At 70.8% G+C, this 22486-nt stretch carries 22 protein-coding genes and 1 pseudogene; 9 read left to right on the top strand and 14 right to left on the bottom strand.

Features of this window, described 5'->3' with window-relative positions; genetic code table 11:
- Positions 1-94 precede the first annotated feature (94 nt).
- Positions 95-1000, top strand: coding sequence for an LLM class flavin-dependent oxidoreductase (locus ACFWFZ_RS19360; protein ID WP_387123832.1), 906 nt, complete (start codon positions 95-97; stop codon positions 998-1000).
- A 98-nt stretch (positions 1001-1098) separates the two neighbouring features.
- On the opposite strand, the gene ACFWFZ_RS19355 is transcribed toward ACFWFZ_RS19360, so the two are convergent.
- Complete coding sequence (locus ACFWFZ_RS19355) at positions 1099-1638, bottom strand: RNA 2'-phosphotransferase (protein ID WP_387123831.1); 540 nt, start codon at positions 1636-1638, stop codon at positions 1099-1101.
- Positions 1639-1772: 134 nt separating this feature from the next.
- Between ACFWFZ_RS19355 and ACFWFZ_RS19350 the strand changes: the two genes are divergently transcribed.
- On the top strand, positions 1773-2609 hold the full coding sequence (locus tag ACFWFZ_RS19350; protein ID WP_387123829.1) for an aquaporin: 837 nt from the start codon (positions 1773-1775) through the stop codon (positions 2607-2609).
- Between the two features lie 116 nt (positions 2610-2725).
- Here ACFWFZ_RS19350 and ACFWFZ_RS19345 read toward each other — a convergent pair whose 3' ends face one another.
- The 3 genes from ACFWFZ_RS19345 to ACFWFZ_RS19335 all read right to left on the bottom strand — a co-directional run bounded on the left by ACFWFZ_RS19345 (position 2726) and on the right by ACFWFZ_RS19335 (position 6504).
- Positions 2726-3640, bottom strand: a complete 915-nt coding sequence (locus tag ACFWFZ_RS19345; protein WP_387123828.1) for a MerR family transcriptional regulator — start codon at positions 3638-3640, stop codon at positions 2726-2728.
- Between the two features lie 192 nt (positions 3641-3832).
- A complete protein-coding gene (locus ACFWFZ_RS19340; RefSeq protein WP_387123826.1) occupies positions 3833-5623 on the bottom strand; it encodes an SDR family oxidoreductase in 1791 nt (596 codons plus the stop codon).
- The gene (locus ACFWFZ_RS19335) at positions 5620-6504 is read right to left on the bottom strand and encodes a M24 family metallopeptidase (RefSeq protein WP_387123824.1); all 885 of its coding nucleotides are present in this window, start codon (positions 6502-6504) and stop codon (positions 5620-5622) included. The genes ACFWFZ_RS19340 and ACFWFZ_RS19335 overlap by 4 nt, the downstream gene beginning before the upstream one ends.
- 216 nt (positions 6505-6720) lie before the next feature.
- Between ACFWFZ_RS19335 and ACFWFZ_RS19330 the strand changes: the two genes are divergently transcribed.
- From ACFWFZ_RS19330 to ACFWFZ_RS19310, 5 genes are all read left to right on the top strand, one after another.
- A complete protein-coding gene (locus ACFWFZ_RS19330) occupies positions 6721-7710 on the top strand; it encodes an ABC transporter ATP-binding protein (RefSeq protein ID WP_387123822.1) in 990 nt (329 codons plus the stop codon).
- Positions 7700-8587: an ABC transporter permease gene (locus ACFWFZ_RS19325; protein ID WP_387123820.1), complete on the top strand. Its 888-nt coding sequence runs from the start codon at positions 7700-7702 to the stop codon at positions 8585-8587. The genes ACFWFZ_RS19330 and ACFWFZ_RS19325 overlap by 11 nt, the downstream gene beginning before the upstream one ends.
- Entirely contained in the window at positions 8584-9495 is a 912-nt protein-coding gene (locus ACFWFZ_RS19320) for an ABC transporter ATP-binding protein (protein ID WP_387123818.1), read from the top strand. Before ACFWFZ_RS19325 ends, ACFWFZ_RS19320 begins: the two co-directional genes overlap by 4 nt.
- Before the next feature lie 21 nt (positions 9496-9516).
- Positions 9517-10236: an ABC transporter permease subunit gene (locus ACFWFZ_RS19315; protein WP_356815343.1), complete on the top strand. Its 720-nt coding sequence runs from the start codon at positions 9517-9519 to the stop codon at positions 10234-10236.
- A gap of 83 nt (positions 10237-10319) precedes the next feature.
- Positions 10320-10982 carry a rhomboid-like protein gene (locus ACFWFZ_RS19310; RefSeq protein WP_387123816.1) on the top strand — a complete coding sequence of 221 codons (663 nt, stop codon included), beginning with the start codon at positions 10320-10322 and terminating at the stop codon, positions 10980-10982.
- Here the strand turns inward: ACFWFZ_RS19310 and ACFWFZ_RS19305 are convergent.
- Positions 10979-11592: pseudogene (locus tag ACFWFZ_RS19305) on the bottom strand (response regulator). The gene ACFWFZ_RS19310 and the pseudogene ACFWFZ_RS19305 overlap by 4 nt on opposite strands.
- A 17-nt stretch (positions 11593-11609) precedes the next feature.
- On the opposite strand from ACFWFZ_RS19305, the gene ACFWFZ_RS19300 reads away from it, so the two are divergent.
- On the top strand, positions 11610-11906 hold the full coding sequence (locus ACFWFZ_RS19300) for a hypothetical protein (RefSeq protein ID WP_387123814.1): 297 nt from the start codon (positions 11610-11612) through the stop codon (positions 11904-11906).
- A 145-nt stretch (positions 11907-12051) separates the two neighbouring features.
- Here ACFWFZ_RS19300 and ACFWFZ_RS19295 read toward each other — a convergent pair whose 3' ends face one another.
- From ACFWFZ_RS19295 to ACFWFZ_RS19255, 9 genes are all read right to left on the bottom strand, one after another.
- Positions 12052-12864, bottom strand: a complete 813-nt coding sequence (locus ACFWFZ_RS19295) for an HAD family hydrolase (RefSeq protein ID WP_387123812.1) — start codon at positions 12862-12864, stop codon at positions 12052-12054.
- Positions 12861-14138 (bottom strand): serine--tRNA ligase, encoded by a 1278-nt coding sequence (serS, locus tag ACFWFZ_RS19290; protein WP_387123810.1) that lies wholly within the window; start codon positions 14136-14138, stop codon positions 12861-12863. Before serS ends, ACFWFZ_RS19295 begins: the two co-directional genes overlap by 4 nt.
- A gap of 525 nt (positions 14139-14663) precedes the next feature.
- Positions 14664-15599, bottom strand: coding sequence for a prephenate dehydratase (gene pheA, locus ACFWFZ_RS19285; protein WP_030026448.1), 936 nt, complete (start codon positions 15597-15599; stop codon positions 14664-14666).
- A 42-nt stretch (positions 15600-15641) separates the two neighbouring features.
- Positions 15642-17000 (bottom strand): iron uptake transporter deferrochelatase/peroxidase subunit, encoded by a 1359-nt coding sequence (efeB, locus tag ACFWFZ_RS19280; RefSeq protein WP_387123808.1) that lies wholly within the window; start codon positions 16998-17000, stop codon positions 15642-15644.
- Positions 16925-18892, bottom strand: coding sequence for a copper resistance protein CopC (locus ACFWFZ_RS19275; RefSeq protein WP_387123806.1), 1968 nt, complete (start codon positions 18890-18892; stop codon positions 16925-16927). The genes efeB and ACFWFZ_RS19275 overlap by 76 nt, the downstream gene beginning before the upstream one ends.
- A gap of 20 nt (positions 18893-18912) precedes the next feature.
- Positions 18913-19392, bottom strand: a complete 480-nt coding sequence (locus tag ACFWFZ_RS19270) for a copper chaperone PCu(A)C (protein ID WP_387123804.1) — start codon at positions 19390-19392, stop codon at positions 18913-18915.
- The gene (locus ACFWFZ_RS19265) at positions 19389-20045 is read right to left on the bottom strand and encodes an SCO family protein (protein ID WP_387123802.1); all 657 of its coding nucleotides are present in this window, start codon (positions 20043-20045) and stop codon (positions 19389-19391) included. Before ACFWFZ_RS19265 ends, ACFWFZ_RS19270 begins: the two co-directional genes overlap by 4 nt.
- Positions 20046-20129: 84 nt before the next feature.
- Positions 20130-20852, bottom strand: a complete 723-nt coding sequence (locus ACFWFZ_RS19260) for a YcnI family protein (RefSeq protein ID WP_387123800.1) — start codon at positions 20850-20852, stop codon at positions 20130-20132.
- 108 nt (positions 20853-20960) lie between these two features.
- Positions 20961-21782, bottom strand: a complete 822-nt coding sequence (locus ACFWFZ_RS19255; RefSeq protein WP_387123798.1) for a hypothetical protein — start codon at positions 21780-21782, stop codon at positions 20961-20963.
- Between the two features lie 260 nt (positions 21783-22042).
- On the opposite strand from ACFWFZ_RS19255, the gene ACFWFZ_RS19250 reads away from it, so the two are divergent.
- A complete protein-coding gene (locus ACFWFZ_RS19250; protein ID WP_387123796.1) occupies positions 22043-22486 on the top strand; it encodes an ATP-binding protein in 444 nt (147 codons plus the stop codon).

Here is a 22486-nt window from a genome sequence, read left to right as displayed (position 1 = left end):
CGGACCATGATCAAGCCAGGCTGGCGCCGCTGGCGTTGTTTCACGTGAAACGCAATGTTTCACGTGAAACAACGGCCCGCCGTACGCTCGACGCATGAGTCTGCGTCTGAGCACGGTGATCCTTCCGGTACGTCGATGGCACGAGGGGGGCCGGGACCAGTGGCTGCGGGCTGAGCAGCTCGGGTTCCACACGGCCTACACCTACGACCACCTGTCGTGGCGGACCTTCCGCGACGGGCCCTGGTTCGGTGCGGTGCCCACCCTGACCGCGGCGGCCGCCGCCACCGAGCGGCTGCGCCTGGGCACGCTCGTCACCTCGCCGAACTTCCGTCACCCGGTGACCCTCGCCAAGGACCTCATGACCTTGGACGACATCTCGGGCGGCCGTATCACCCTCGGTATCGGGGCCGGCGGCAACGGGTTCGACGCGACGGCGCTGGGCCAGGAAGCCTGGTCCCCGCGTGAGCGCGCCGACCGCTTCGCCGAGTTCGTGGCGCTGCTGGACCGGCTGCTGACCGAAGGCTCCGTGAGCCACGAGGGCACTTTCTACTCGGCCGAGGAGGCCCGCAACATCCCCGGCTGCGTGCAGGGGCCGCGGCTGCCGTTCGCGATCGCCGCGACCGGCCCGCGCGGTTTGCGGCTCGCCGCCCGGTACGGGCAGGCGTGGGTCACCACCGGTGACCCGAAGCTCTTTGAGAACGGCACGCCCGAACAGTCGCTGGAGGCCCTGCGCGGGCAGCTCGAACGGCTCGACACGGCCTTCGTGGAGAATGGCCGGACCCCCGAGCCCATGGAGAAGATCCTGCTGACCGGCTTCACGCCCGAGGCCAACACCGTGCTGGAGTCCGTGGACGCGTTCGTCGACTTCGCGGGCCGGCACCGCGAGTTGGGCTTCACGGAGCTGGTCATCCACGCCCCGATCCCGGACTCCGACTTCGCCGCCGACGAGGCCGTCTTCGAGAAGATCGCCACCGAGGCCCTGGCACAGCTCGACAGCTGAATCCACCGGTCGTCGCCGCTCCGTACGGGAAGCGGGCGGGCCCGAGCTCCGCGTAGGTCCGGCCGGCCTGTCCCACAGGGCAAGGTTCGCCGGCCGGGCTACGGGAAGCGCAGGAACTGCGGGGGCACGGCGTCCACCAGCCACACCCCGTTGGCGCTGATCCGGAAGACGTGCCCGGCCGCACGCATCGCCCCGGCGTCCACGCTGAGCACGACGGGCCGGCCGCGGCGCGCGCCGACCCGGGTCGCGGTCTCCCGGTCGGGGGACAGGTGCACGTGGTGGCGGGCCATCGGGCGCAGGCCCTCGGCACGGATCGAGTCGAGGGCGGCGGCCACGGTGCCGTGGTAGAGGTGGGCGGGCGGTTCAGCCTCCGGCAGGTCCAGGTCCACGGCCACGGTGTGCCCCTGGCTGGCACGGATGCGGGTGCCGTCGACAGCGAACCGCTGCTTGTCGTTGGCGGCCACGACATGGTCGAGTTCGGCGCGGCTGACGTGGAAGCCGTGCGCGGCGGCTGCGCTCAGCAGGTCGTCGATCTCCACCCAGCCATGGGGATCGAGCACCAGTCCGATCCGTTCCGGCTGGTGCCTCAGGTGTTTCGAGACGTACTTGGACACCTTTACGGTGCGTCTTTCATCCATGAGCCCCAGCGTGCCCGCTCCGCAGGTCCTTCGGCAGCGATTTTCGACGGGCGCGCAGCACCGGACACCCTCTATCTTGATTCCAAGATGCGGAATATATTTTCCATTAACACTTCTGCTCTGGGGGAGAAACCATGACAGCCCACACCTCTCTGCCACGCCGTGCGGCTGCCGAGCTGACCGGGACCGCCGGCCTGCTCGTGGTCGTGGTCGGATCCGGCCTCAAGGCCGCGGAGCTCAGCCCCGACACCGGTGTAGCCCTCATCGCCAACTCGTTCGTGTCGGCGATCGGTCTCGGCCTGATCATCACTCTCCTCGGTCCGCTGTCCGGCGCCCACCTCAACCCGGTGGTGACCCTCACCTCCTGGTGGGACGGCCGCACCGGCGGTACGGGGCTCGGCGGCCGTGAGGTGTCCGTCTACGTCGCCGCGCAGACGGCGGGTGCCATCGGCGGCGCCGTCCTCGCGGAGACCATGTTCGGCCGGACCCCGGGCACCTTCGCCACCCAGGTGCGCGACGGGGGCCACCTGCTCGTCGGCGAGGTGATCGCCACCGCCGGCCTCGTCCTCGTGATCCAGGGGCTGGGGCGCATCGGGCGCGCGAGGCTGATACCGGCGGCGGTGGCGGCGTACCTCGCGGCCGCGATCTGGTTCACCTCCTCGGGCTCCTTCGCCAACCCGGCCGGCACCATCGGGCGCAGCTTCAGCGACTCCTTCACGGGCATCGCACCCGGGTCGCTGCCGGGCTTCGTCGCCGCCCAGCTGGCCGGCGGGGCCCTCGGTCTGGCCCTGGCCGCCCTCCTCTACGGGACCGGGGCGAAGAGCGGCGCGAGCGGCCGCCCTGTAGGCGGCGAAGGCCCAGAGGCTGCCGCTCCGAAGCCGGGCGGAACGGCCGTACCGGCCACGCTCCCCGGGGTCGTCACGGCGGCCGGTGAGGGACCCGACAGGGGTGCGTACCAGACCGTGGGCTGAGACGCCGTCTCAGTTACCCACAGGAAAAGGGCACTTGTCCACAGCCGTTTGGGCGGGTTTTGACGGCAAACGCGTGATCCGCCCTGTGGAACCTGTGGACCGACTGCCTTCAGGCGCTACCGGCCGGTCCGGCGCGCCAGGTCGTTCATCGTCCGGGCCTGGAGCTCCCGCTCCGTCGCGGCCCGCACGAACTCCGCCACATGGTCGGCGCCGACCAGCTCCTGCACCGCCCGTACCGTCCCGGCCGGCAGAGCCACCGGTGAGGAACCCGTCGGCTGCGGGGCGCCGGCCGTTCCCAGGTGCCGCTGGAGGTGCCGGGTCGCGAAGAGCCGCATGGCGCGCGCCAGTTCCGCGTCCACGGTCTGCTGTGCCAGCGGCCGCAGCCGCCGCACCATCGTCGCCGCCTCCGCGGCGTCCGCGTCCGTGGGCGGCACCTGCCCGAGGTAGCGCGCGAAGACGTGCTCGGTGGTGAACTCCAGGAACCGTGAGGCGATGTGCTCCACCTGGCCGCGCAGTTCCCGGAGGTGTCCGGTGATCGCCGCGAGCGGCACCCCGGCCGCGTGCAGCTCGGCGGCCACCGCCAGCTCCTGCGGGGACGGCACCAGGAACTGGTCCGGGCGCCCGGGAATCCGCTCCAGCACGCCCAGCTCGCAGGCCTCGCCCACCGCGTCGTCGTCCGGCAGGCCGCCGAACCGTTCGTTCAGCTCGTCCCTGCTGATCCGGGCCGCCTCCTCGTCGGTCCACGGCCCGTGCACCTCGGCGACCAGCCCCAGTACGCCGCCCAGGCCGCGCCCCGCGTCCCAGGCCTCCAGCAACTCCTTGATGGAGGCCAGGGTGTATCCCCGGTCCAGCAGGTCGGCGATCTGGCGAAGCCGCGCCAGATGCGTGTCCCGGTAGACGTTCGAGCGGCCCCGCCGCTCGGGCTTGGGCAGCAGACCGCGGTCCTGGTAGGCGCGGATCGTGCGCACCGTCGCCCCGCTGTGGTGCGCCAGATCCTCGATCCGGTACTCGGCTACCGCCTGATCGGACAATCCCGGCTCCCTACGACATGGCGGCTCGGCCGACCGCGCCGGCCGCGGCCCGGGCGGCAGGTGAGGCCGCAAGGTACTCGACCGCCCTGCGCAGCGAGCCCTCCTGCGAGGGATGGTACGACCGCCGGAAGGAGCGGGATACGGCCGTGCCGGGCTCTCTCCCCGTGGACGAGTTCGGATACCGTCGCCTGCTCACAGCTTGGGCTCCACTCGCGCGATGCGCCGCAGGACGCGCGGCGCGAAACGGGACATCCACAGGGCGCCCTTGGACTCGGGCGTGACCGGCACGACCGCCTCGTTGCGGACCACGGCGCGCAGGATCGCGTCGGCCACCTTCTCCGGCGGGAAGTTGCGCAGGCCGTAGAGCCGCGAGGAGCGCTCCTGGCGGCGCTTCTCCTCGGCCTCGTCCACACCGGCGAAGCGCGAGGTGGCGGTGATGTTGGTGTTGACGATGCCGGGGCAGATCGCGGAGACCCCGATGGACTTCGAGGCGAGTTCCGCGCGCAGGCACTCCGACAGCATCAGCACCGCGGCCTTGGAGGTGCTGTAGGCGGGCAGGGTGCGGGAGGGCAGATAGGCCGCGGCGGACGCGGTGTTGACGATGTGCCCGCCCTGGCCGCGCTCGGCCATCTGCTTCCCGAAGATCCTGCAGCCGTGGATGACGCCCCACAGATTGACGTCCAGGACCTTCTTCCAGTCCTCGGCGGTGGTGTCGAGGAAGGCTCCCGACAGGCCGATGCCGGCGTTGTTGACCAGGACGTCGACTACTCCGTACTCGGCGGCGACCTTCACCGCCAGTTTCTCCATCGCCTGCTCGTCGCTGACGTCGACGCACTCCGCCCACGCCTCGGGGGCGCCGACGAGGCGGGCCATGTCGGCCGTGCGCGCCGCGCCCTCCGCGTCCCGGTCCACGGCCACCACCCGCGCTCCCGCCTCGGCAAAGGAGAAGGCGGTGGCCCGACCGATGCCGCTGGCCGCGCCGGTGACCAGGACCAGCTGGCCCCCGAAGCGGTCGGCGTACGCGGCCGGGGCCTTCCGCTGAGGGGCCCGCGCGGCCGGCTCCTCCCGGGCCGTGACGAACTCGGCGATCCAGGAGGCGAGCTGGTCGGGCCGGGTGCGGGGGATCCAGTGCTTGGCCGGCAGGGTCCGCCGCAGCAGGTCCGGGGCCCACCGCTCCAGACCGTCGTAGAGCCGCTCGGACAGGAACGCGTCCCCGGTCGGAGTGATCAGCTGCACCGGTACGTGCGCGTAGGCGTCGGAGCGCGGCCGGCGCAGCCTCGGCCGCACGTTGTCGCGGTAGAGCCAGGCGCCGTGCGCCGCGTCCGACGGCAGCGAGGCCGTCGGGTAGGAGCCGGCCGGCACCTTCTCGATGCGCTGCAGCATCTTGGGCCACCGCTTGCCGAGGGGTCCGCGCCAGGCGAGCTCCGGCAGCACGGGAGTGTGCAGCATGTAGACATACCAGGACTTGGCGCCCTGGCCGAGGAGCTGCGCCGCCGCTCGGGGGGTCGGCCGCGACATGCGCCTCTTGATCCAGTGGCCGAAGTGGTCCAGGGAGGGCCCCGACATCGATGTGAAGGACGCGATCCGGCCCTCCGTACGGCCGACCGTCGCGAACTCCCAGCCCTGTACGGAACCCCAGTCGTGGCCCACCAGGTGCACCGGCCGGTCCGGACTGACCGCGTCCGCCACCGCCAGGAAGTCGTCCGTCAGCTTCTCCAGGGTGAAGCCGCCGCGCAGCGGGTGCGGCGCGGTGGAGCGCCCGTGGCCGCGTACGTCGTAGAGCACCACGTGGAAGCGGGTCGCGAGCCGCTCGGCGACCTCCGTCCAGACCTCCTTGCTGTCCGGGTAGCCGTGCACCAGCAGTACGGTCGGGCGGCCCCTCTCGCCGAGCTCGACCACGCACAACTCGATCCCGCCGGTGCGCACCCAGTGCTCCCGCGCACCCGCGAGCTCCGCCGCTCCTGCTCCGCTCACGCCGCTCATGCTGCCTTCTCCTCCTCGGCCCAGCGCCGCACGTGCGGCAGGTCGTCGTCCAGCCAGAACGCGCTCTCCTCGGGGTCCCGGGAGTCGGTGACCACGAGTATCTCCTCGAACTTCGCGCCGGTGCCCCGGAAGCCCAGGTGCGGCTCCACCGCCCACAGGCCGGGCTGCGGCGGGTGATCGGAGAAGTGGTAGGGGCTCCACAGCGGGGACCAGCCCTCACGGTGCCCGTGCAGGGCGTCAGCGGCCAGACCTTTGAGGGACTGGGTACCGAACCCGAACGCCGTCGGCGACCAGCGCCGCTCCCTCACCCGGTCGATCTTGTGGGCGATCACGCCGAAGGGATAGGCGCGGTGCCGGTTGGTGTACCCCTGCCGGTTCATCAGCCGCTCGACGTCCTCGTAGATCTCGCGCAGGGAGCGGCGCTCCCGCACCTGCTCCAGGATCAGCGTCCGGTGCGCCTGGAGATCGGACATGAGCCGGTCCTGCACCGGGTTCAGACCGAGGCTGCCCGAGTAGCCGATGTCCGCCGAGAAGCCCTTGTAGACGGGCGCCATGTCGAGGATGAACGGCATCCCCGGCTCCAGCCGCCGACTGGTCGGGAAGAACTGCAGGGGGATGCGGAAGTTCGCGAAGGCGGTGCGGTCCCCGAACCAGGCGAACGGCAGGTGGAACCAGTCCCGGACGCCGCGGGCGCGCAGCCACTCGCGCTGCATGCGCGCGGCCTCGCGCTCGGTCACTCCGGGCCGCAACTGGGCCGCGACCGCCTCGGCGCACTCGTACGAGAGGCGCTGCACCTCTCTGAACCCGCTCAGGTCGGCAGAGAGCCGTCCGGGGTGCCGTCCGGGGTGTCGCGCGGTGCGTTGCCTGGTGTCCCCAGCCATGTCAGCCGTCCATCCGTAGAGCCGTACGCGCCCGTAAGTTGACACTGATGAATGTGACAATGACCGGAGACCACGTCAAGGGCCGGACACGGACCTGTGGACAAAGTTGTCCGGTCCACATCAGCCTCCAGTACGGGTATGTACGCCGGAAGGCGGAGACGGGATCCAGCTCCAGGTCTGACGCCTGGCGAGAGCCACACCACTAACGTCGGATCCGTGACTGTCATCGCGACCGAAAGCCTGAGCAAGCGGTACCCCCGAGTGACCGCCCTCGACCGGCTCTCCCTGGACATCGGACCCGGCGTGACCGGGCTCGTGGGCGCCAACGGAGCCGGCAAGTCCACGCTGATCAAGATTCTGCTGGGACTGTCCCCCGCCACCGAGGGCAGCGCCGCCGTGCTCGGCCTCGACGTCAATACGCATGGCAGCGCCATCCGTGAACGCGTCGGGTACATGCCCGAACACGACTGCCTGCCACCCGACGTCTCGGCCACCGAGTTCGTCGTCCATATGGCGCGCATGTCCGGACTGCCGCCGACCGCGGCCCGCGAGCGCACCGCCGACACCCTGCGCCACGTCGGGCTGTACGAGGAGCGGTACCGCCCCATCGGCGGCTACTCCACGGGCATGAAGCAGCGCGTCAAGCTCGCCCAGGCACTTGTCCACGACCCCCAGCTGGTCCTTCTGGACGAGCCGACCAACGGTCTGGACCCGGTCGGGCGCGATGAGATGCTCGGCCTGATCCGCCGCGTCTACACCGACTTCGGCATCTCCGTCCTGGTCACCTCCCACCTCCTCGGCGAGCTGGAGCGGACCTGTGACCACGTCGTGGTCGTCGACGGCGGCAAGCTGCTGCGCTCCAGCTCAACCAGCGACTTCACCCAGACCACCACGACCCTCGCGGTCGAGGTCACCGACTCCGACGCCCATCCGGACGGCTCCGCCGCCCTGCGCAAGGCACTCGCCGAGGCGGGCATCGCCCTGCACGCCGGCGCGGAGCAGGGCCTGCCCGGAGCCGGCCACATCCTCCTCGTCGAGGCCACCGGCGAGCACACCTACGACACCATCCGCGACACCGTGGCCGAGTTGGGCATCGGCCTGGTCCGCATGGAACAGCGCCGCCACCACATCGCGGAGGTCTTCCGCGACAACGACCAGCCCGCGTACACCGCTCAGCAGAAGGGAGCCGGTTCCGATGGCGCCTGAGACGTCGACGCAGATCCACAACATCGGCTACCGGTCCTACGACGGACCGCGGCTCGGCCGTGCCTACGCCCGCAAGTCGCTGTTCTCGCAGTCCCTGCGCGGCGCCTACGGGCTCGGCCGGTCCGCCAAGTCCAAGGTCCTCCCGATGCTGCTCTTCGCGGTGATGTGCGTTCCGGCGCTGATCATCGTCGCGGTGGCCATCGCGGTGCCCGGTTCCACGGACCTGCCGATCAAGTACACGACCTACGCCCTGACCACCCAGGTGGTCATCGGCCTCTACCTCGCCTCCCAGGCGCCGCAGTCCGTATCGCGTGACCTGCGCTTCAAGACGGTTCCGCTCTACTTCTCGCGGCCCATCGAGCGCGTCGACTACGTCGTCGCCAAGTACGCGGCCATGGCCTCGGCCATGTTCATCCTCACCGCGACCCCGCTGCTGATCATGTGGATCGGCGCGCTCCTGGCGAAGTTCGACTTCGCCGACCAGACCAAGGGATTCGGGCAAGGACTCGTGTCGGTTCTGCTGCTGTCGCTGCTCTTCTCCGGGATCGGCCTGGTGATGGCCGCGCTCACCCCACGCCGCGGGTTCGGCGTCGCGGCGATCATCGCGGTGCTCCTGATCCCCTACGGGGCAGTCACCGCGGTACAGGGCATCGCCTACAGCACCGGGAACACGGGAGCCATCGACTGGCTGGGCCTGTTCTCCCCGATCACCCTGATCGACGGCGTGCAGACCGCGTTCCTCGGCGCCACCTCCGCCTTCCCCGGCGGTGAGGGCCCCTCGGCCGGCATCGGCTTCGTCTACCTGCTCGTCGCCCTCGGCCTGATCGCCGGCTCCTATGCCGCCCTGATGGCCCGCTACCGGAAGGCCGGGCTGTGACCACCATCGACATCGACCACACCTCCCGCTGGTTCGGGAACGTCGTCGCCGTCAACGACGTGACCATGCGCATCGGCCCCGGTGTCACGGGACTCCTGGGCCCCAACGGCGCGGGCAAGTCCACGCTCATCAACATGATGGGCGGCTTCCTCGCCCCCTCCACGGGCACCGTCACCCTCGACGGCGCTCCGATCTGGCGCAACGAGCAGATCTACAAGCACGTGGGCGTCGTGCCCGAGCGCGAGGCGATGTACGACTTCCTCACGGGCCGTGAGTTCGTCGTCGCCAACGCCGAACTCCACGGCCTCGATGACGCGGCCGCGCAGCGCGCACTGGCCACCGTCGAGATGGAGTACGCGCAGGACCGCAAGATCTCCACCTACTCCAAGGGCATGCGCCAGCGCGTGAAGATGGCGTCCGCCCTCGTCCACGATCCGTCCGTGCTGCTCCTGGACGAGCCGTTCAACGGGATGGACCCCCGCCAGCGCATGCAGCTCATGGACCTGCTGCGCCGCATGGGAGCCGAAGGACGCACCGTCCTGTTCTCCTCCCACATCCTGGAGGAGGTCGAGCAGCTCGCCTCGCACATCGAGGTGGTCGTGGCCGGACGGCACGCCGCCTCCGGCGACTTCCGCAAGATCCGCCGCCTGATGACGGACCGCCCGCACCGCTATCTCGTCCGCTCCTCCGACGACCGGGCCCTCGCAGCGGCCCTGATCGCCGACCCCTCCACGGCCGGTATCGAGGTCGACCTGAAGGAGGGCGCGCTGCGCATCCAGGCCGTCGACTTCGGCCGTTTCACCGAACTGCTGCCCGTCGTGGCCCGACAGCACGGCATCCGGCTGCTGACGGTCTCGCCTTCCGACGAGTCCCTTGAGTCGGTCTTCTCCTACCTCGTCACGGCCTGAAAGGAGCTGGCACCCATGTACGTGTACAACCCCACCGTCGCCCGGCTCACCTACCGGGCCCTGCTCGGCCGGCGCCGAGCGCTGATCCTCTTCGCGCTCCCCGCCCTGCTGATCGTCATCGCCATCGCCGTCCGCGCCTTCACGGGTGTGGACGACAAGGTCGCGGCGGACCTGCTCGGAGGCTTCGCCCTGGCCACGATGGTCCCGCTGATCGGCGTGATCGCCGGTACCGGCGCCATCGGTCCCGAGATCGACGACGGCTCCATCGTCTATCTGCTGGCGAAGCCGGTGAAGCGCCCGACGATCATCATGACCAAGCTGATCGTGGCCATCGCCGTCACCATGGCCTTCTCCGCGATCCCCACCCTGATCGCCGGATTCATCCTCAACGGCAACGGCCAGCAGATCGCCGTCGCCTACACGATCGCCGCGCTCGTGGCCTCGATCGCCTACAGCGCACTGTTCCTGCTGCTGGGCACGGTCAGCCGGCATGCGGTCGTCTTCGGCCTGGTCTACGCCCTGATCTGGGAGTCGCTCTTCGGCAGCCTCGTCTCGGGCGCCAAGACCCTCAGCGTCCAGCAGTGGGCCCTGGCCCTGGCCGAGAAGGTCGCCGGGCAGGGTTACGTCGACGCCACGGTGGGCCTGCCCACCGCCTCGGTCCTGCTCGTCGTGGTCACCGTCGGAGCCACGGTCTACGCGGGCCAGAAGCTGCGCCGCCTCACGCTGGCCGGCGAGGAGTAGGCCCGGCCGCCGTACTCGCGCAACCGTGCCCCGCCCGGCCCATCGGCCAGGCGGGGCACAGCTTTGCGGGTCATCATCGGTGCATGAGCGAGCGAACCGACCCGGAGCCTTCCCGGCCCCTGCGGTCCTGGATACGCTCCTCGCCCGGAACGCACATCTGGCTGCTGATCATCGCCGTGACCAGTGTCATCGTCGCGATAGCCCCCGACCAGGTGGACCGCGTCCTGCTCCACCGCAACAGCAGCAACATCCACCAGCTCGTCCAGCACCCCGTCCGAGCACTCATCAGCAGCGCGTTCTGGATCGCCAACCCCGCCTCACTGGCCCTCTACGCCGTGCTCTTCGAGGTGTTCCACGCCCCCGTCGAACGCTGGCTCGGAACCCCGCGCTGGCTCGTGATCGTGGCCACCGCTCATGTCGTCGCCACCCTGATCAGCCAGAAGGTCCTTCTGACGGCCATCCAGGACCACCGGGCCCCGCGCAGCATGACCCATGTCGTCGACATCGGCGTCAGCTACGGGCTCGCGGCCTCCATCGGTGTCCTCACGTACCGGCTCCCCCGCCCCTGGAGATGGTTCTACCTCGCCGGCGCGATCGCCTTCTTCGGGATTCCCCTCGCCACCGGCGGCACCTTCACCGACCTCGGCCACGCCATCGCGCTCGCCGTCGGACTGCTGTCCTGGCCGCTCATGCGCCGCGTTGTTTCACGTGAAACAACGCCCGCGTTTCACGTGAAACGTGACTAGTCGGCCTCCGCTTTCGCGATGCCGTGCTCCCATGCCCACGCGGCGATCCCCACCCGGTTCCTGGCCCCGGTCTTCGCCTGGACGCTCGCGATATGGGTCTGGTGATGAACAGATCCGCGCCGATCTCGGCGTTGGTGAGACCCCGCGCCACCAGCCGTACGATGTCCAGCTCCCGCTTCGTCAGCGGATGGTCCACGGGCCGGGTGACCGGGGCAGACTGCGACAGCCGGCTCAGCAGCCGCACCGTGATCTGCGGACTGATCAGGGTGTCCCCCGCCATCGCGGCCCGTACGCCCTCGGTCAGCAGCGCCGGTCCGGACCGCTTGAGCAGGAAACCGCAGGCGCCGTTGCGCAGTGCGGTGTGCACGTATCCGTCGAGGCCGAAGGTGGTCACGACCACCACCCGCGTCCCGGGCGCCAGCAGCCGGGTCACCTCCAGCCCGTCGAACCGAGGCATCCGGATGTCCCCGAGCACCACGTCGGGCCGCAGCTGCCGGGCCAGCGCCACGGCGCTCTCGCCGTCCGGCGCCTCCCCCACGACGGTCATGTCCGGCTGTGAATCGAGGATCAGCCGGAATCCGCTGCGGATGTCCTCTTGGTCGTCGGCCATCAAAATGCCTGGGCCTGTTGAGCCTCGGCCTGGTGCGGCGCTGGGGCGAGGAGCTGCCACGTTGGATTCCCCGGCTGGGCGGGCGCCGGTTCCACCCGCTGGTGGCGGTGGTCCCCGCGGCGCCGGGCGCGCTCGCGCTCACCGGCATCACCTGCCTCGGCGCCGCGACGTGGACCGAGGTCAACGCCGCGAACCCCGACGCGCCCACCGGACTCGCCCTGCGGATCTTCAGCCTGTCCTACGCGCCCCCTGCTGCTGTGGGGGCCGTTGCTGGGCGTGCTCACCCTCGCCTACCGGCGGCGCCCCCGGATTAACGGCTGATGCGCGGAAATTCGCTGGTAAGGGGTCTCGGGGCGGGGCAGAGTGAGTTGTGCGGGGAGCAACAAAAAGGTCCGGGGCAGCCACTTCGAGCGCGCCTTCTGGCGCGGGCTGCCCCGGACCTCTCGTACGTACTGCGTGCTACGCGGCGCCCATCAGGCGCTCCAGCACGACCGCGATGCCGTCCTCCTCGTTGGAGGTCGTCACCTCGTCGGCCACCGCCTTGAGCTCCGGATGGGCGTTGGCCATGGCCACCCCGCGAGCGGCCCAGCCGAACATCGGGATGTCATTCGGCATGTCGCCGAAGGCGATCGTCTCCGCGGCCTTCACCCCGAGCCGGCGCGCGGCCAGGGACAGGCCGGTGGCCTTCGTCAGGCCCAGCGGCAGTATCTCGACGATGCCGGGACCCGCCATGACCACGTCGACCAGGCTGCCCACGGTCACGCGTGCCGCCTTGACGAGCTGGTCGTCGTCCAGCTCGGGGTGCTGGATGTAGAGCTTGTTGAGCGGGGCCGTCCACACCGCGGCGGTGTCCTCCAGGTAGAGGGCCGGAAGGCCCTCCTGCACCTGGTAGCCCGGTCCGAACAGGACTTCCCCGTCGACCCCGTCCCGGCTGGCGGCGAGAGCCAGTGGACCGACCTCGGCCTCCAGCTTGGAGAGCGCCAGCCCGGCCAGCTGCCGGTCCAGCGTCACGGAGGTCAGCAGCCGGTGCGCACCCGCGTCGTAGACCTGGGCGCCCTGCCCGCAGACGGCGATCCCCTTGTAGCCGAGATCGTCCAGTACGTGCCGCGTCCAGGGCACGGCTCGGCCGGTGACGATGATGTGGGCCGCGCCCGCCGCGGTGGCCGCGGTGAGCGCTTCACGGGTGCGTTCCGAGACGGTGTCGTCGCCACGCAGCAGCGTGCCGTCGAGGTCGGTCGCGACGAGCTTGTACGGGAACGGGGCCGGGCTCACTTGGTGATCGGCTCCAGGACCTCGCGGCCGCCGAGGTACGGACGGAGCGCCGGGGGCACCCGTACGGAACCGTCGGCCAGCTGGTGGTTCTCGAGGATTGCGACGATCGTGCGCGGGACCGCGCACAGGGTGCCGTTCAGCGTGGACAGCGGCTGGGTCTTCTTGCCGTCGCGGTATCGGATCGACAGGCGACGGGCCTGGAAGCTGTCGCAGTTCGACGCGGAGGTCAGCTCGCGGTACTTGCCCTGCGTCGGGATCCACGCCTCGCAGTCGAACTTGCGCGAGGCGGAGGCGCCCAGGTCACCGGTGGCGACGTCGATCACCTGGAACGGCAGCTCCAGGCTCGTCAGCCACTGCTTCTCCCATTCCAGGAGCCGCTGGTGCTCGGCCTCGGCGTCCTCGGGCGCGACGTACGAGAACATCTCGACCTTGTCGAACTGGTGGACGCGGAAGATGCCGCGGGTGTCCTTGCCGTACGTACCGGCCTCACGGCGGAAGCACGGGGAGAAGCCGGCGTACCGCAGCGGCAGCTGGTCGCCCTCGATGATCTCGTCCATGTGGTAGGCGGCGAGCGGGACCTCGGAGGTGCCGACCAGGTAGTAGTCGTCCTTCTCCAGGTGGTACACGTTCTCCGCGGCCTGGCCGAGGAAGCCGGTGCCCTCCATGGCACGCGGGCGGACCAGCGCCGGGGTCAGCATCGGGATGAAGCCGGCCTCGGTGGCCTGGGCGATGGCGGCGTTGACCAGCGCCAGCTCCAGCAGGGCGCCTACACCGGTCAGGTAGTAGAAGCGCGAGCCCGATACCTTGGCGCCGCGTTCGACGTCGATGGCGCCCAGCAGTTCGCCGAGTTCCAGGTGGTCCTTGGGCTCGAAGCCCTCGGCGGCGAAATCACGGATGGTGCCGTGCGTCTCCAGGACGGTGAAGTCCTCTTCCCCGCCGACCGGCACGTCCTCGTGGACGATGTTGCCGAGCTGGAGGAGAAGGCGCTTGGCGGCTTCGTCGGCCTCGTTCTGCTCGGCCTCGGCGGCCTTGACGTCCTGCTTGAGCTGTTCGGCCTTCTTCAGCAGCTCCGCCCGCTCCTCCGGGGAGGCCTTCGGGATGAGCTTGCCGAGCGACTTCTGCTCGTTGCGCAGTTCGTCGAAGCGCATGCCGGAGGACCTGCGGCGCTCGTCTGCGGAGATCAGGGCGTCGACGAGTTCGACGTCCTCTCCACGAGCGCGCTGCGAGGCGCGGACACGGTCAGGGTCTTCACGGAGCAGCCGGAGGTCAATCACCCCTCCAGGCTACCGGGCTGGGCTTCCTGGGATCACACCGATATCACGCTGCGTGTCGCTATGTCCCAATTGCAACGAATGGATAAGTCTTGATCGCTGACCGGAAGTGACCCTTGTCGTGCTGTCGATTAAAGCGCCCCTTTCCCCGAAAAGGGGCACGATGCCGGATCGTGAGCGGCCCCCTGAGCAGGGCCGCAGAGGGTTCTTGTCCACAGGAATTGCGACCGTCCCCAGCTTATCCACAGGCTGTGTGCTGCCTCTGTGGACACAGGAATAGATCATTCCTGATCGGCGGATGGCCAAGGCGAATCAGGGTTCAAACCGCCCTCACACACTCATTCGGGTGGGAATGGCTCGCCCCAAAGAGTTGAACGGCGATACAGGGGTGACGACGTTCACCTCGCGCTTCCCTGCGTGAAACCTGGGCCGCCCGACCGATTTGTCGACTCCGCCGGACCCTTCTGTCGACTTGTCCCCAGGCCTCCACCCCTGCCTGTGGATAACCCTGTGGACGGTGGAACGACGCTACGCCCGGCCGTCGAGGCAGCGCGCCAGCCAGTCGGAGGCAGCAGTGAAGTCGCCATCGGAGGTTCCGGCCCGCGGGGAGCGGACGTCACTCTGAGCGACACCGGCACGCGGGTAGGAGCCGAGGAAGCGGACCTGCGGACAGGTCCGCTTGAGGCCCATGAGCGCCTCGCTGACCCGCCGGTCCGAGATGTGGCCCTCCGCGTCGACGGCGAAGCAGTAGTTGCCGATGCCCTGGCCGGTCGGACGGGACTGGATCAGCATCAGGTTCACCCCGCGGACCGCGAACTCCTGGAGGAGTTCCAGCAGCGCGCCGGGGTGGTCGTCGCCGAGCCACAGCACCACGGACGTCTTGTCCGCGCCTGTCGGTGCGGCGGGCCGCGCGGGGCGTCCCACCAGCACGAACCGGGTCTCGGCGTTCTCCGCGTCGTGGATCTCGGTGACCAGCGGGACGAGGCCGTAGGTGGCGGCGGCGAACTCGCCCGCGAAGGCGGCGTCGAAGCGTCCCTCCTGGACCAGCCGGGCGCCGTCGGCGTTCGACGCCGCCGACTCCCACACCGCGTCGGGCAGGTTCGCCCGCAGCCAGTTGCGTACCTGGGGCTGGGCGACCGGGTGCCCGGTGACGGTCTTCACGTCCGACAGAGCGGTCCCCGGCCGTACGAGCAGGGCGAACGCGATGGGCAGCAGCACCTCGCGGTAGATCATCAGCGGTTCGCCCGAGGCCAGCTCGTCGAGGGTGGCCGTGACCCCGCCCTCCACCGAGTTCTCGATCGGGACGAGGGCGGCCGCTGCCTCGCCGCCCCGTACGGCGTCCAGGGCAGCCGGGACCGACACCATCGGGACGAGCTCCCGGGTCGCGGCTTCCGGCAGGGTGCGCAGAGCGGCCTCCGTGAAGGTGCCCTCGGGACCGAGATACGTGAAGCGGGTGGCTGACATGCGATCAGCCTAATGCCGGGGTGCCGGCCACCGCGGTGCTGTTCACCCTTCGAGCAGCCGCTGGCCCACGTACTCGCCGCTGCGCGGGCCGGGCGGAACCGCGTACAGGCCGCTGGACTCGTGCCTGATGAACGCCGACAGCGCGTCGCCGCGGTCGAGCTTGCGCTGTACGGGTACGAACCCGCGCAGCGGGTCGGCCTGCCAGCAGATGAACAGCAGCCCGGCGTCGGGAGCGCCGTCGGGGCCGATCCCGTCGTGGAAGGAGAAGGGGCGCCGCAGCATGGCGGCGCCGCCGTTCTGCTCGGGTGCCGAGATCCGGGCGTGGGCGTTGGACGGGATGACGGGCCTGCCGTCGGCGCCGATCTTGTCGAGTGCCATCTCGGTGGTCTCCCCGCCACCGGTCAGCGGGGCGCCGGTGGCCTTGGTGCGGCCGATGACCTGCTCCTGCTGTGCGAGGGACTGCTTGTCCCAGTCGTCGAGGAGCATTCGGATGCGACGCACGACGGCGTACGAGCCCCCGCCCATCCAGGCGTGCTCCGCGGGTCCCGGTCCCGTCGCGGGTACGAAGATCCGCTGGTCGAAGTCGGGGTCGGAGGGCTTGGGGTTGCCGGTGCCGTCGACCTGCCCCATGAGGTTGCGGGCGGTCATCGGGGTGTCGGTGGCACCGGGGGACCGGTTGAAGCCGTTCATCTGCCAGCGGACGCGCGCGGCGTCCCCGGCGTCCTTCTGGAGTGCGCGCAGGGCGTGGAAGGCGACGAGTCCGTCGTTCGCGCCGATCTGTACCCACAGGTCGCCGTTGCTGCGCTGGGCGTCGAGCCGGTCGGAGGAGAAGTCGGGCAGCGGGTCGAGGGCGGTGGGCCGGCGGGCGCTCAAACCCGTGCGCTCGAAGAAGGAGTGTCCGAAGCCGAAGGTGACGGTGAGGGAGGACGGCCCGGCGTCGAGGGCGATACCGCTGTCGGCGGTCGGGGCGGTCTCGCCCGCCATGAGCCGCCGCGCGGTGTCGGACCAGCGCCGCAGCAGCGCGACGGCCTCGGTGCGGCCCGCTCCCGCGGCCAGATCGAAGGCGGCGAGGTGTCCCCTGGCCTGCAGGGGTGTGGTGATGCCGGCCTGGTGGTCCCCGTGGAACGCCACCTGGGTGGCTCCGAGGGAGGAGAGGCTCCCTGCCGCTCCGGCGGTGGAGCCGCTCCCGGAGCCGGCGAGCGCGGAGTGCGCGAGGGCACCGCCGGCGCCGCCGAGGGCCAAGCCTGCGGCGCCTGCGGCGCCGACGGTGCCCAGCAGCCGTCGCCGGGAGATTTCGATGTCGGGGTTGCTCTCGGTCACGCTGGTCAGCCGATCTTCACGGTCTTCTGGACGGTGGTCTGGTCGATGTCTGAGGTTCGGACGGTCACGTCGATGCGCCATTCGCCGGCGAGCGGCAGTTGGACGCCGGATGCGGTCCAGTGCCCGGGGGCGGCCTGGTCGGGCACGACCGGCAGGGGGCCGATGTCCTTGGCCGGCAGGGTGAAGGCGATCTTGACCTCGGGGAGGCCGAAAGGCTGTCCGTCGCCGGTGTCCGCCCAGAGGTGCAGGGTGTTGGCGCCGACCCGGCCGGGATCGAGCTCCAGCCGGACCGACCCCTTGCCGTTGTGGCCGCCGGTGTCGAACGGCAGGGTGATCTTCACCGCGCGGTCGGGGACCGCGGTGGCACTGGAGCCACGGGCCGCCTCCTGCTCGACGGTGCGTCCGGGCTCGGTGCTCGTGAGGACCGTGGTCACGACGAGCAGGATCACGGCGATCGCCGCCTCTACGAGGACCGAGCGCCGCAGACCGGCGCGGTCCGGGTCCGCGTCCCGCACCCGCTTCTCGCGTGCGCTCTCCAGGGCGGCACGCTGCCTGGCGAGCTGGGCGGCACGCTCCGGGTCCGCCGGGACGGTGACGGTCGCGGCGGCGGGCGATGTTTCACGTGAAACATCGTCGGCTCCGGCTCCGGCTGCGGCTCCGGCCGCCTCCGCGGCCGCCCCGTCGCGGGCAGCGGGAACCTCCGCGAGCCGGGCGGTCCACTTCCGGGACATGGAGGCGACGCCGATGAGTACGGCGACCAGGGCGACCTTGAGGAGCAGCAGCCGCCCGTAATCGGTGCCGGTGAGGGCGGACCAGCTGCCGGTCTGCCGCCAGGCCTGGTAGACGCCGGTGCCGGCCAGGCCCACCACGCTGACGAATGCGACCCCGGCGAACCGCTGCACCGCCGAGCGCTCGATCCCGGGGACCTTGTGCAGGGCGACGAGCAGCGCGGAGAGCCCGCCGAGCCAGGTGGCGACGGCCAGCAAGTGCAGGATGTCGGCGGGCATGGCGAGCCCGGGCTGGAGACCGGTGGACGCGTGCTCGGAGAGGGCCCAGGTGGCCGCGATGCCGCCGGCGACCACGGCGCCGCCGATGGCCAGGCCGAAGGTGAGGTCGCTTGTGTCCCTGTCCTCCTCCTTGCTCCCGGCGTCCTGAACACGGCGCGCGTACACGCCGAAGAGGACCGCTACGAAGAGGGCTGCCGCGCCCAGCAGAAGCAGCCGGGAGACCAGCGACGCGCCCGTCTTGGTCTCCAGGACCGCCCTGAGCCCGTCCAGGTCGAAGGCGTCGGCGAACCGGCCGGACCCCGTGTACGGAGTCCGGAGCACCAGCATCGCGAGGGTGGCGGCGGTCAGGGTGACCCAGGCCCGCACGACGAGCTTCTGGAGCGGCCGCTCCGCGGCGCCCCGGCGCCAGCACAGCAGGATGAAGGCCGCGCCGCCCACCAGGACGGTGAAGCCGGCGTAGGCGGCGTAGCGGGCGATGCCGTAGGCGATCCCGACCGGTCCGCCACCCGCCGTCGTGCTGGGGAGGGAGACCTCGGTGGCCGAGGGCGCACCGATGGAGAAGGTGAACGCGCCGGAGATCGGGTGGCTGTCGGCCGAGACGGCCTGCCAGGCGACGGTGTAGGTGCCGTTGGGCAGGCCGGAGTGCAGGGCGGTCCCGTAGCGGACGGTGTTCCCGCTGCACATGTCGCGCATCTCACCGGTGTCCGCCCGCCTGCCCTGGGGGTCGAGGACACGGATCGAGTCGTCGCCCATGGCGACCTGCTCCGAGAAGGAGAGGGTGACCTGGGCGGGTGCCGTGGCGACCACCGCCCCGTCCGCAGGGTCGCTCGCGGTGAGTGCGGCGTGTGCCGTGGCCGGTGAGGCCGCGGTGAACAGGGTCGCCAGCAGCGCTGCGAGGACCAGCGCGAGCCGTGGCAGCAATGCCGTGGCACGGGCGCGGGCCGTGGAGGGGGCGGTGGCCGTCATGGCGTGTCAGTCCTCGTCCGTCAGTGGCCGCTGTGGGCCGTGGATGTCGGAGCCTGCGCGTTGTACGTGCGTTCCTTCACGTCCAGCTCGACCTTGACGGCACCGGCCTTCTCGAAGCGGAGCTCGACGGTGACCTTGTCGCCGACCTTGGGGGTGTTCTTCAGCCCCATGAACATGATGTGGTTGCCGCCGCGCTCCAGCCGGAGCTCGCCGTTCGCCGGCACGTCCATCGACTGGACCTGCTGCATCTTCTGGTCCTTGGTCTCGTGGATCTGGAGATCGTCGGAGAGCGGGGAGGCGGCACCGGTGAGCTTGTCGGCGGTTCCGGAAACGTTCTCGATGACCATGAAGCCACCGGCCATCTTGTCGTTGACCGGCTGCGGCATGAAGGCGCCGCTGACGGTCATCTTCGGCTCGCTGTCGCCGGAGCAGCCGGATATGGCGAGCACCGCGGTCAGGGAGAGGGCGGCGGCGAGGATGCGGGTGGTGCGGGCGTTCACGGGTTCTCCCCCTTGATGAGCTTCGGCAGGTCCTTGGCGTAGTCGTCGACGGTCGTGCCCTCGCCGTAGAGGACGTAGCCCTCGTCGGTCTTGGGCGAGAAGGCGATGACTTGCGCGCCGTGCATGGAGACGACCTTGCCGTCGGCGTCCTTCGTGGCGGGATCGATGCCGATGCCGAGGGTCCGGGCGGCTGCCTGGATGGTCGCGAAGTCCCCGGTGAGCCCGATGAAAGACGGGTCCTGCGCCTTGAGCCACGCGCCGAGGGACTCCGGAGTGTCCCGTTCGGGGTCGGTGGTGACGAAGACGACCCGGAGGTTGTCCTGGTCCTCCTTGGGGAGGTTCTTCTTGGCGACGGCGATGTTGCTCATCGTCAGCGGGCACACGTCGGGGCAGCTGGTGTAGCCGAAGTAGATGAGTGTCGGCTTGCCCTTGGTCTGCTCGCGGAGGTTCCACGGCTTGCCGGTGGTGTCCGTCAGGACGATTTCCGGCTTGTTGAAGGGGCGGTCCAGAACGGTGGCGGCCTTGTCGCCGCTCTGGCCGCCGGCGATCTGGGTTACCCCGCTGCTCTTGGCGGGCTCGCCGCCGCCGCAGGCGGTGAGGGTGAGTACGGCCGCGGCGAGGAGCGCGGCGGCCGTCACACGTGTGGTGCGCATGGAGAGATGTCCCTGGGTTCGGGGATGTAGGGGTGCAGGGCTGCTGGAGATGTACGGAGCGACAGCGCCCGGGGCGCGGTTACGTCAGGCGGAGCGGCGGCGCGAGGCGAAGCCGAAGGCGACACCGCCGAGTCCGATGACGATGCCGGCGATGCCGAGGGCGCGCGCGGTGGTGTCGGAGCCGTGGTCGGCGGCGGCCTCGTCGTGGCCCTGCCCGGCGTCCTTCTCCGCGTTCTTCGCCTCGTCGGTCTTGGCGCCGGCATGGTGGTCGTCGCCCTTCGCGGCGGTCAGCTTCAGTACCGGTGCGGGGGTCTGCGGCTCCGCGGCGCCTTCCTTGGCCTCCTCGATCCAGCGCACGACCTCGTTGTTGTCGTAGGTCTGGATCGCCTTGAAGACCATCTGGTCGGCGTTCTCGGGGAGCTTGCCGACGGAGACCGGGAACTGCTGGAACATGCCCGGCCCGATCTTTCCGCCGGACCAGGTCACCTTGGTGACGACCTCGGCCACCTGCTTGCCGTGCACGGTCAGCGGCTTGTCGAGCTTCGTCTTCTCGACGTTCACGGTCCAGCCGGGCACGTCCTGCGGCATGACGGACGTGAGGGGCTGGTCGACCGGGAAGTTGACCTCGAGCTGTGTGGTCGAGGCGTTGTCGCGCTCGTTGGGGACCTTGAAGTTGAGCGTCGCGTACCCGCCCTTGGCGGCTTCGCCGACCGGCTGCACGCCCACGTGCGCGACGGCGGTGCCGGAGAAGAGGAGGACGGAGCCGGCGGCGAGGGCGGCGGCGAAGGAGACGCGAGAGGTCTTCATGGCGGAAACACTCCACGGAAGTTGTGGTGGCGGTTGGTCCGCGCACGGGCGCGCGGAGCAGGCGGCACCGGTGCTCCCGATGTGTGGTCCGGGGAGGCGGATGCCGCGTCAGGCTGCGAGGGCGAGCGCCGCGGGCGGCCCACGGCGGATCACCGTGTGCTGCAGTGCTTCCCGGCCCGTGGAGGCCGCGGGGTCGGCTTCGGTCCGACCGGTCCGCGGGGTGCGGGCGGGCTCGCCGAGTCCGGCGCCGAGGGCGCGTACGAAGGCCAGTGCGGCGCGCAGCGGGCGTATCGGGGCGGCCTCGGCGGTGAGCCGGGACAGTTCGACGAGCCGGAAGAGCGCGGCGTCGCCGCGGCTGAGCAGCCAGCCGGCGACGAGCGCGGCCAGCAGGTGCCCGAGCAGCATGGCCGGGCTGAACAGGCCGGTCTCCGGTGCGGTGGTGACGGCCCCGGCCACGTGCGCGTGCGCCCCGTGGCCCTGCTCCGCGGCCTGCCCGGCTTGTGCTGCCAGAGCGGCCGGGTCCAGGCCCGCGGCCTCAAGGATCCGGCGGGCGTCGGCCGGGCTCAGCGGGACGGAGTTGCCCCCGCACACCAGCCGGGCGGCGAGTTCCGCGAGCGAGGCGTCGGATGCGCCGCCGGGTGCCTGAGCGGCCGCGGTGCTGTGCTGGCCGAGGCCGAACAGCGCGTGCAGGGAGAGCTGGCCGGCGGTGAGCCCCGCGGCGAGGCCGGGCAGCGTCCGGCGCCGTCCCGCGAGCGGGGCCGCGACCGCGAAGACGGCGAGGAAGCCGACGCACAGGGACCACCACGGCACGGTGGCGCAGGACGCCAGGGCGTGCCCGGCCGCGGACAGCACGACACAGACCGCGGTGAACACCGCGGCCCGGATCAGCCGGAGGCCGGCTCCGGCGTGCGTCGCGTGGGGGTCAGACATGGCCGGGTCATCATCGCACTGCGCTGATGTCCTCCATACGGCAGGTCCGGAAGGTCCGCATGAGCCCGCTCTGCGAAGGCGGTCCCGACAGGTCCGGGCCCGCCGCGGACGTGGCCGGCCTCCCCGGCGGCGTGGTCCGGGCCGCACGCCACCGCGTACACCGCCCTCCGGGCGAGCCGCATCCGCCGGACGGGCGCAATGAGGTCCCGGACGGGCCCCGGGGCGCTTACGGGCCCTCGCGGGCGGCAATAGGTACCCGTATGAGCATCTGGTGGTCTCTCCACTTGAGGCGCGAAGCCGCGAGCGTCTCGCTCGCCAGGCGACTGCTGCTGGGGACGATGGAGACCGCGGGGGTGGACCCGGACATCTCCTTCGATCTCTCGGTGGCGCTGAGCGAGGCCTGTGCGAACGCGGTGGAGCACGGCGGGCGCGGCGACGTCCCGGACGAGACCGAGGGGTACCACGTCACGGCCTATCTGGAGGGGGATTGCTGCCGTATCGAGGTGACGGACTCCGGTCCGGGGTTCCCGCCCGCCACGGTGGCCCGCCACAGACCGGCCCTGGCCGAGCACGGCCGGGGCCTGCACCTGATCGCCGAGCTCTCCGACCACGTCCGTTTCCGCAACCGGCCGGGCCGGGGCGCCGTGGTGAGCTTCGACAAGATGCTGAAGTGGCGCGACGACGCGGTGCTGAAGGTGTCGTGA

Source organism: Streptomyces sp. NPDC060232, assembly GCF_042726555.1.
Lineage (GTDB): Bacteria > Actinomycetota > Actinomycetes > Streptomycetales > Streptomycetaceae > Streptomyces.
Note: the sequence above shows the minus strand (reverse complement) of the source record. Positions and strands in the feature narration are given on the sequence as shown.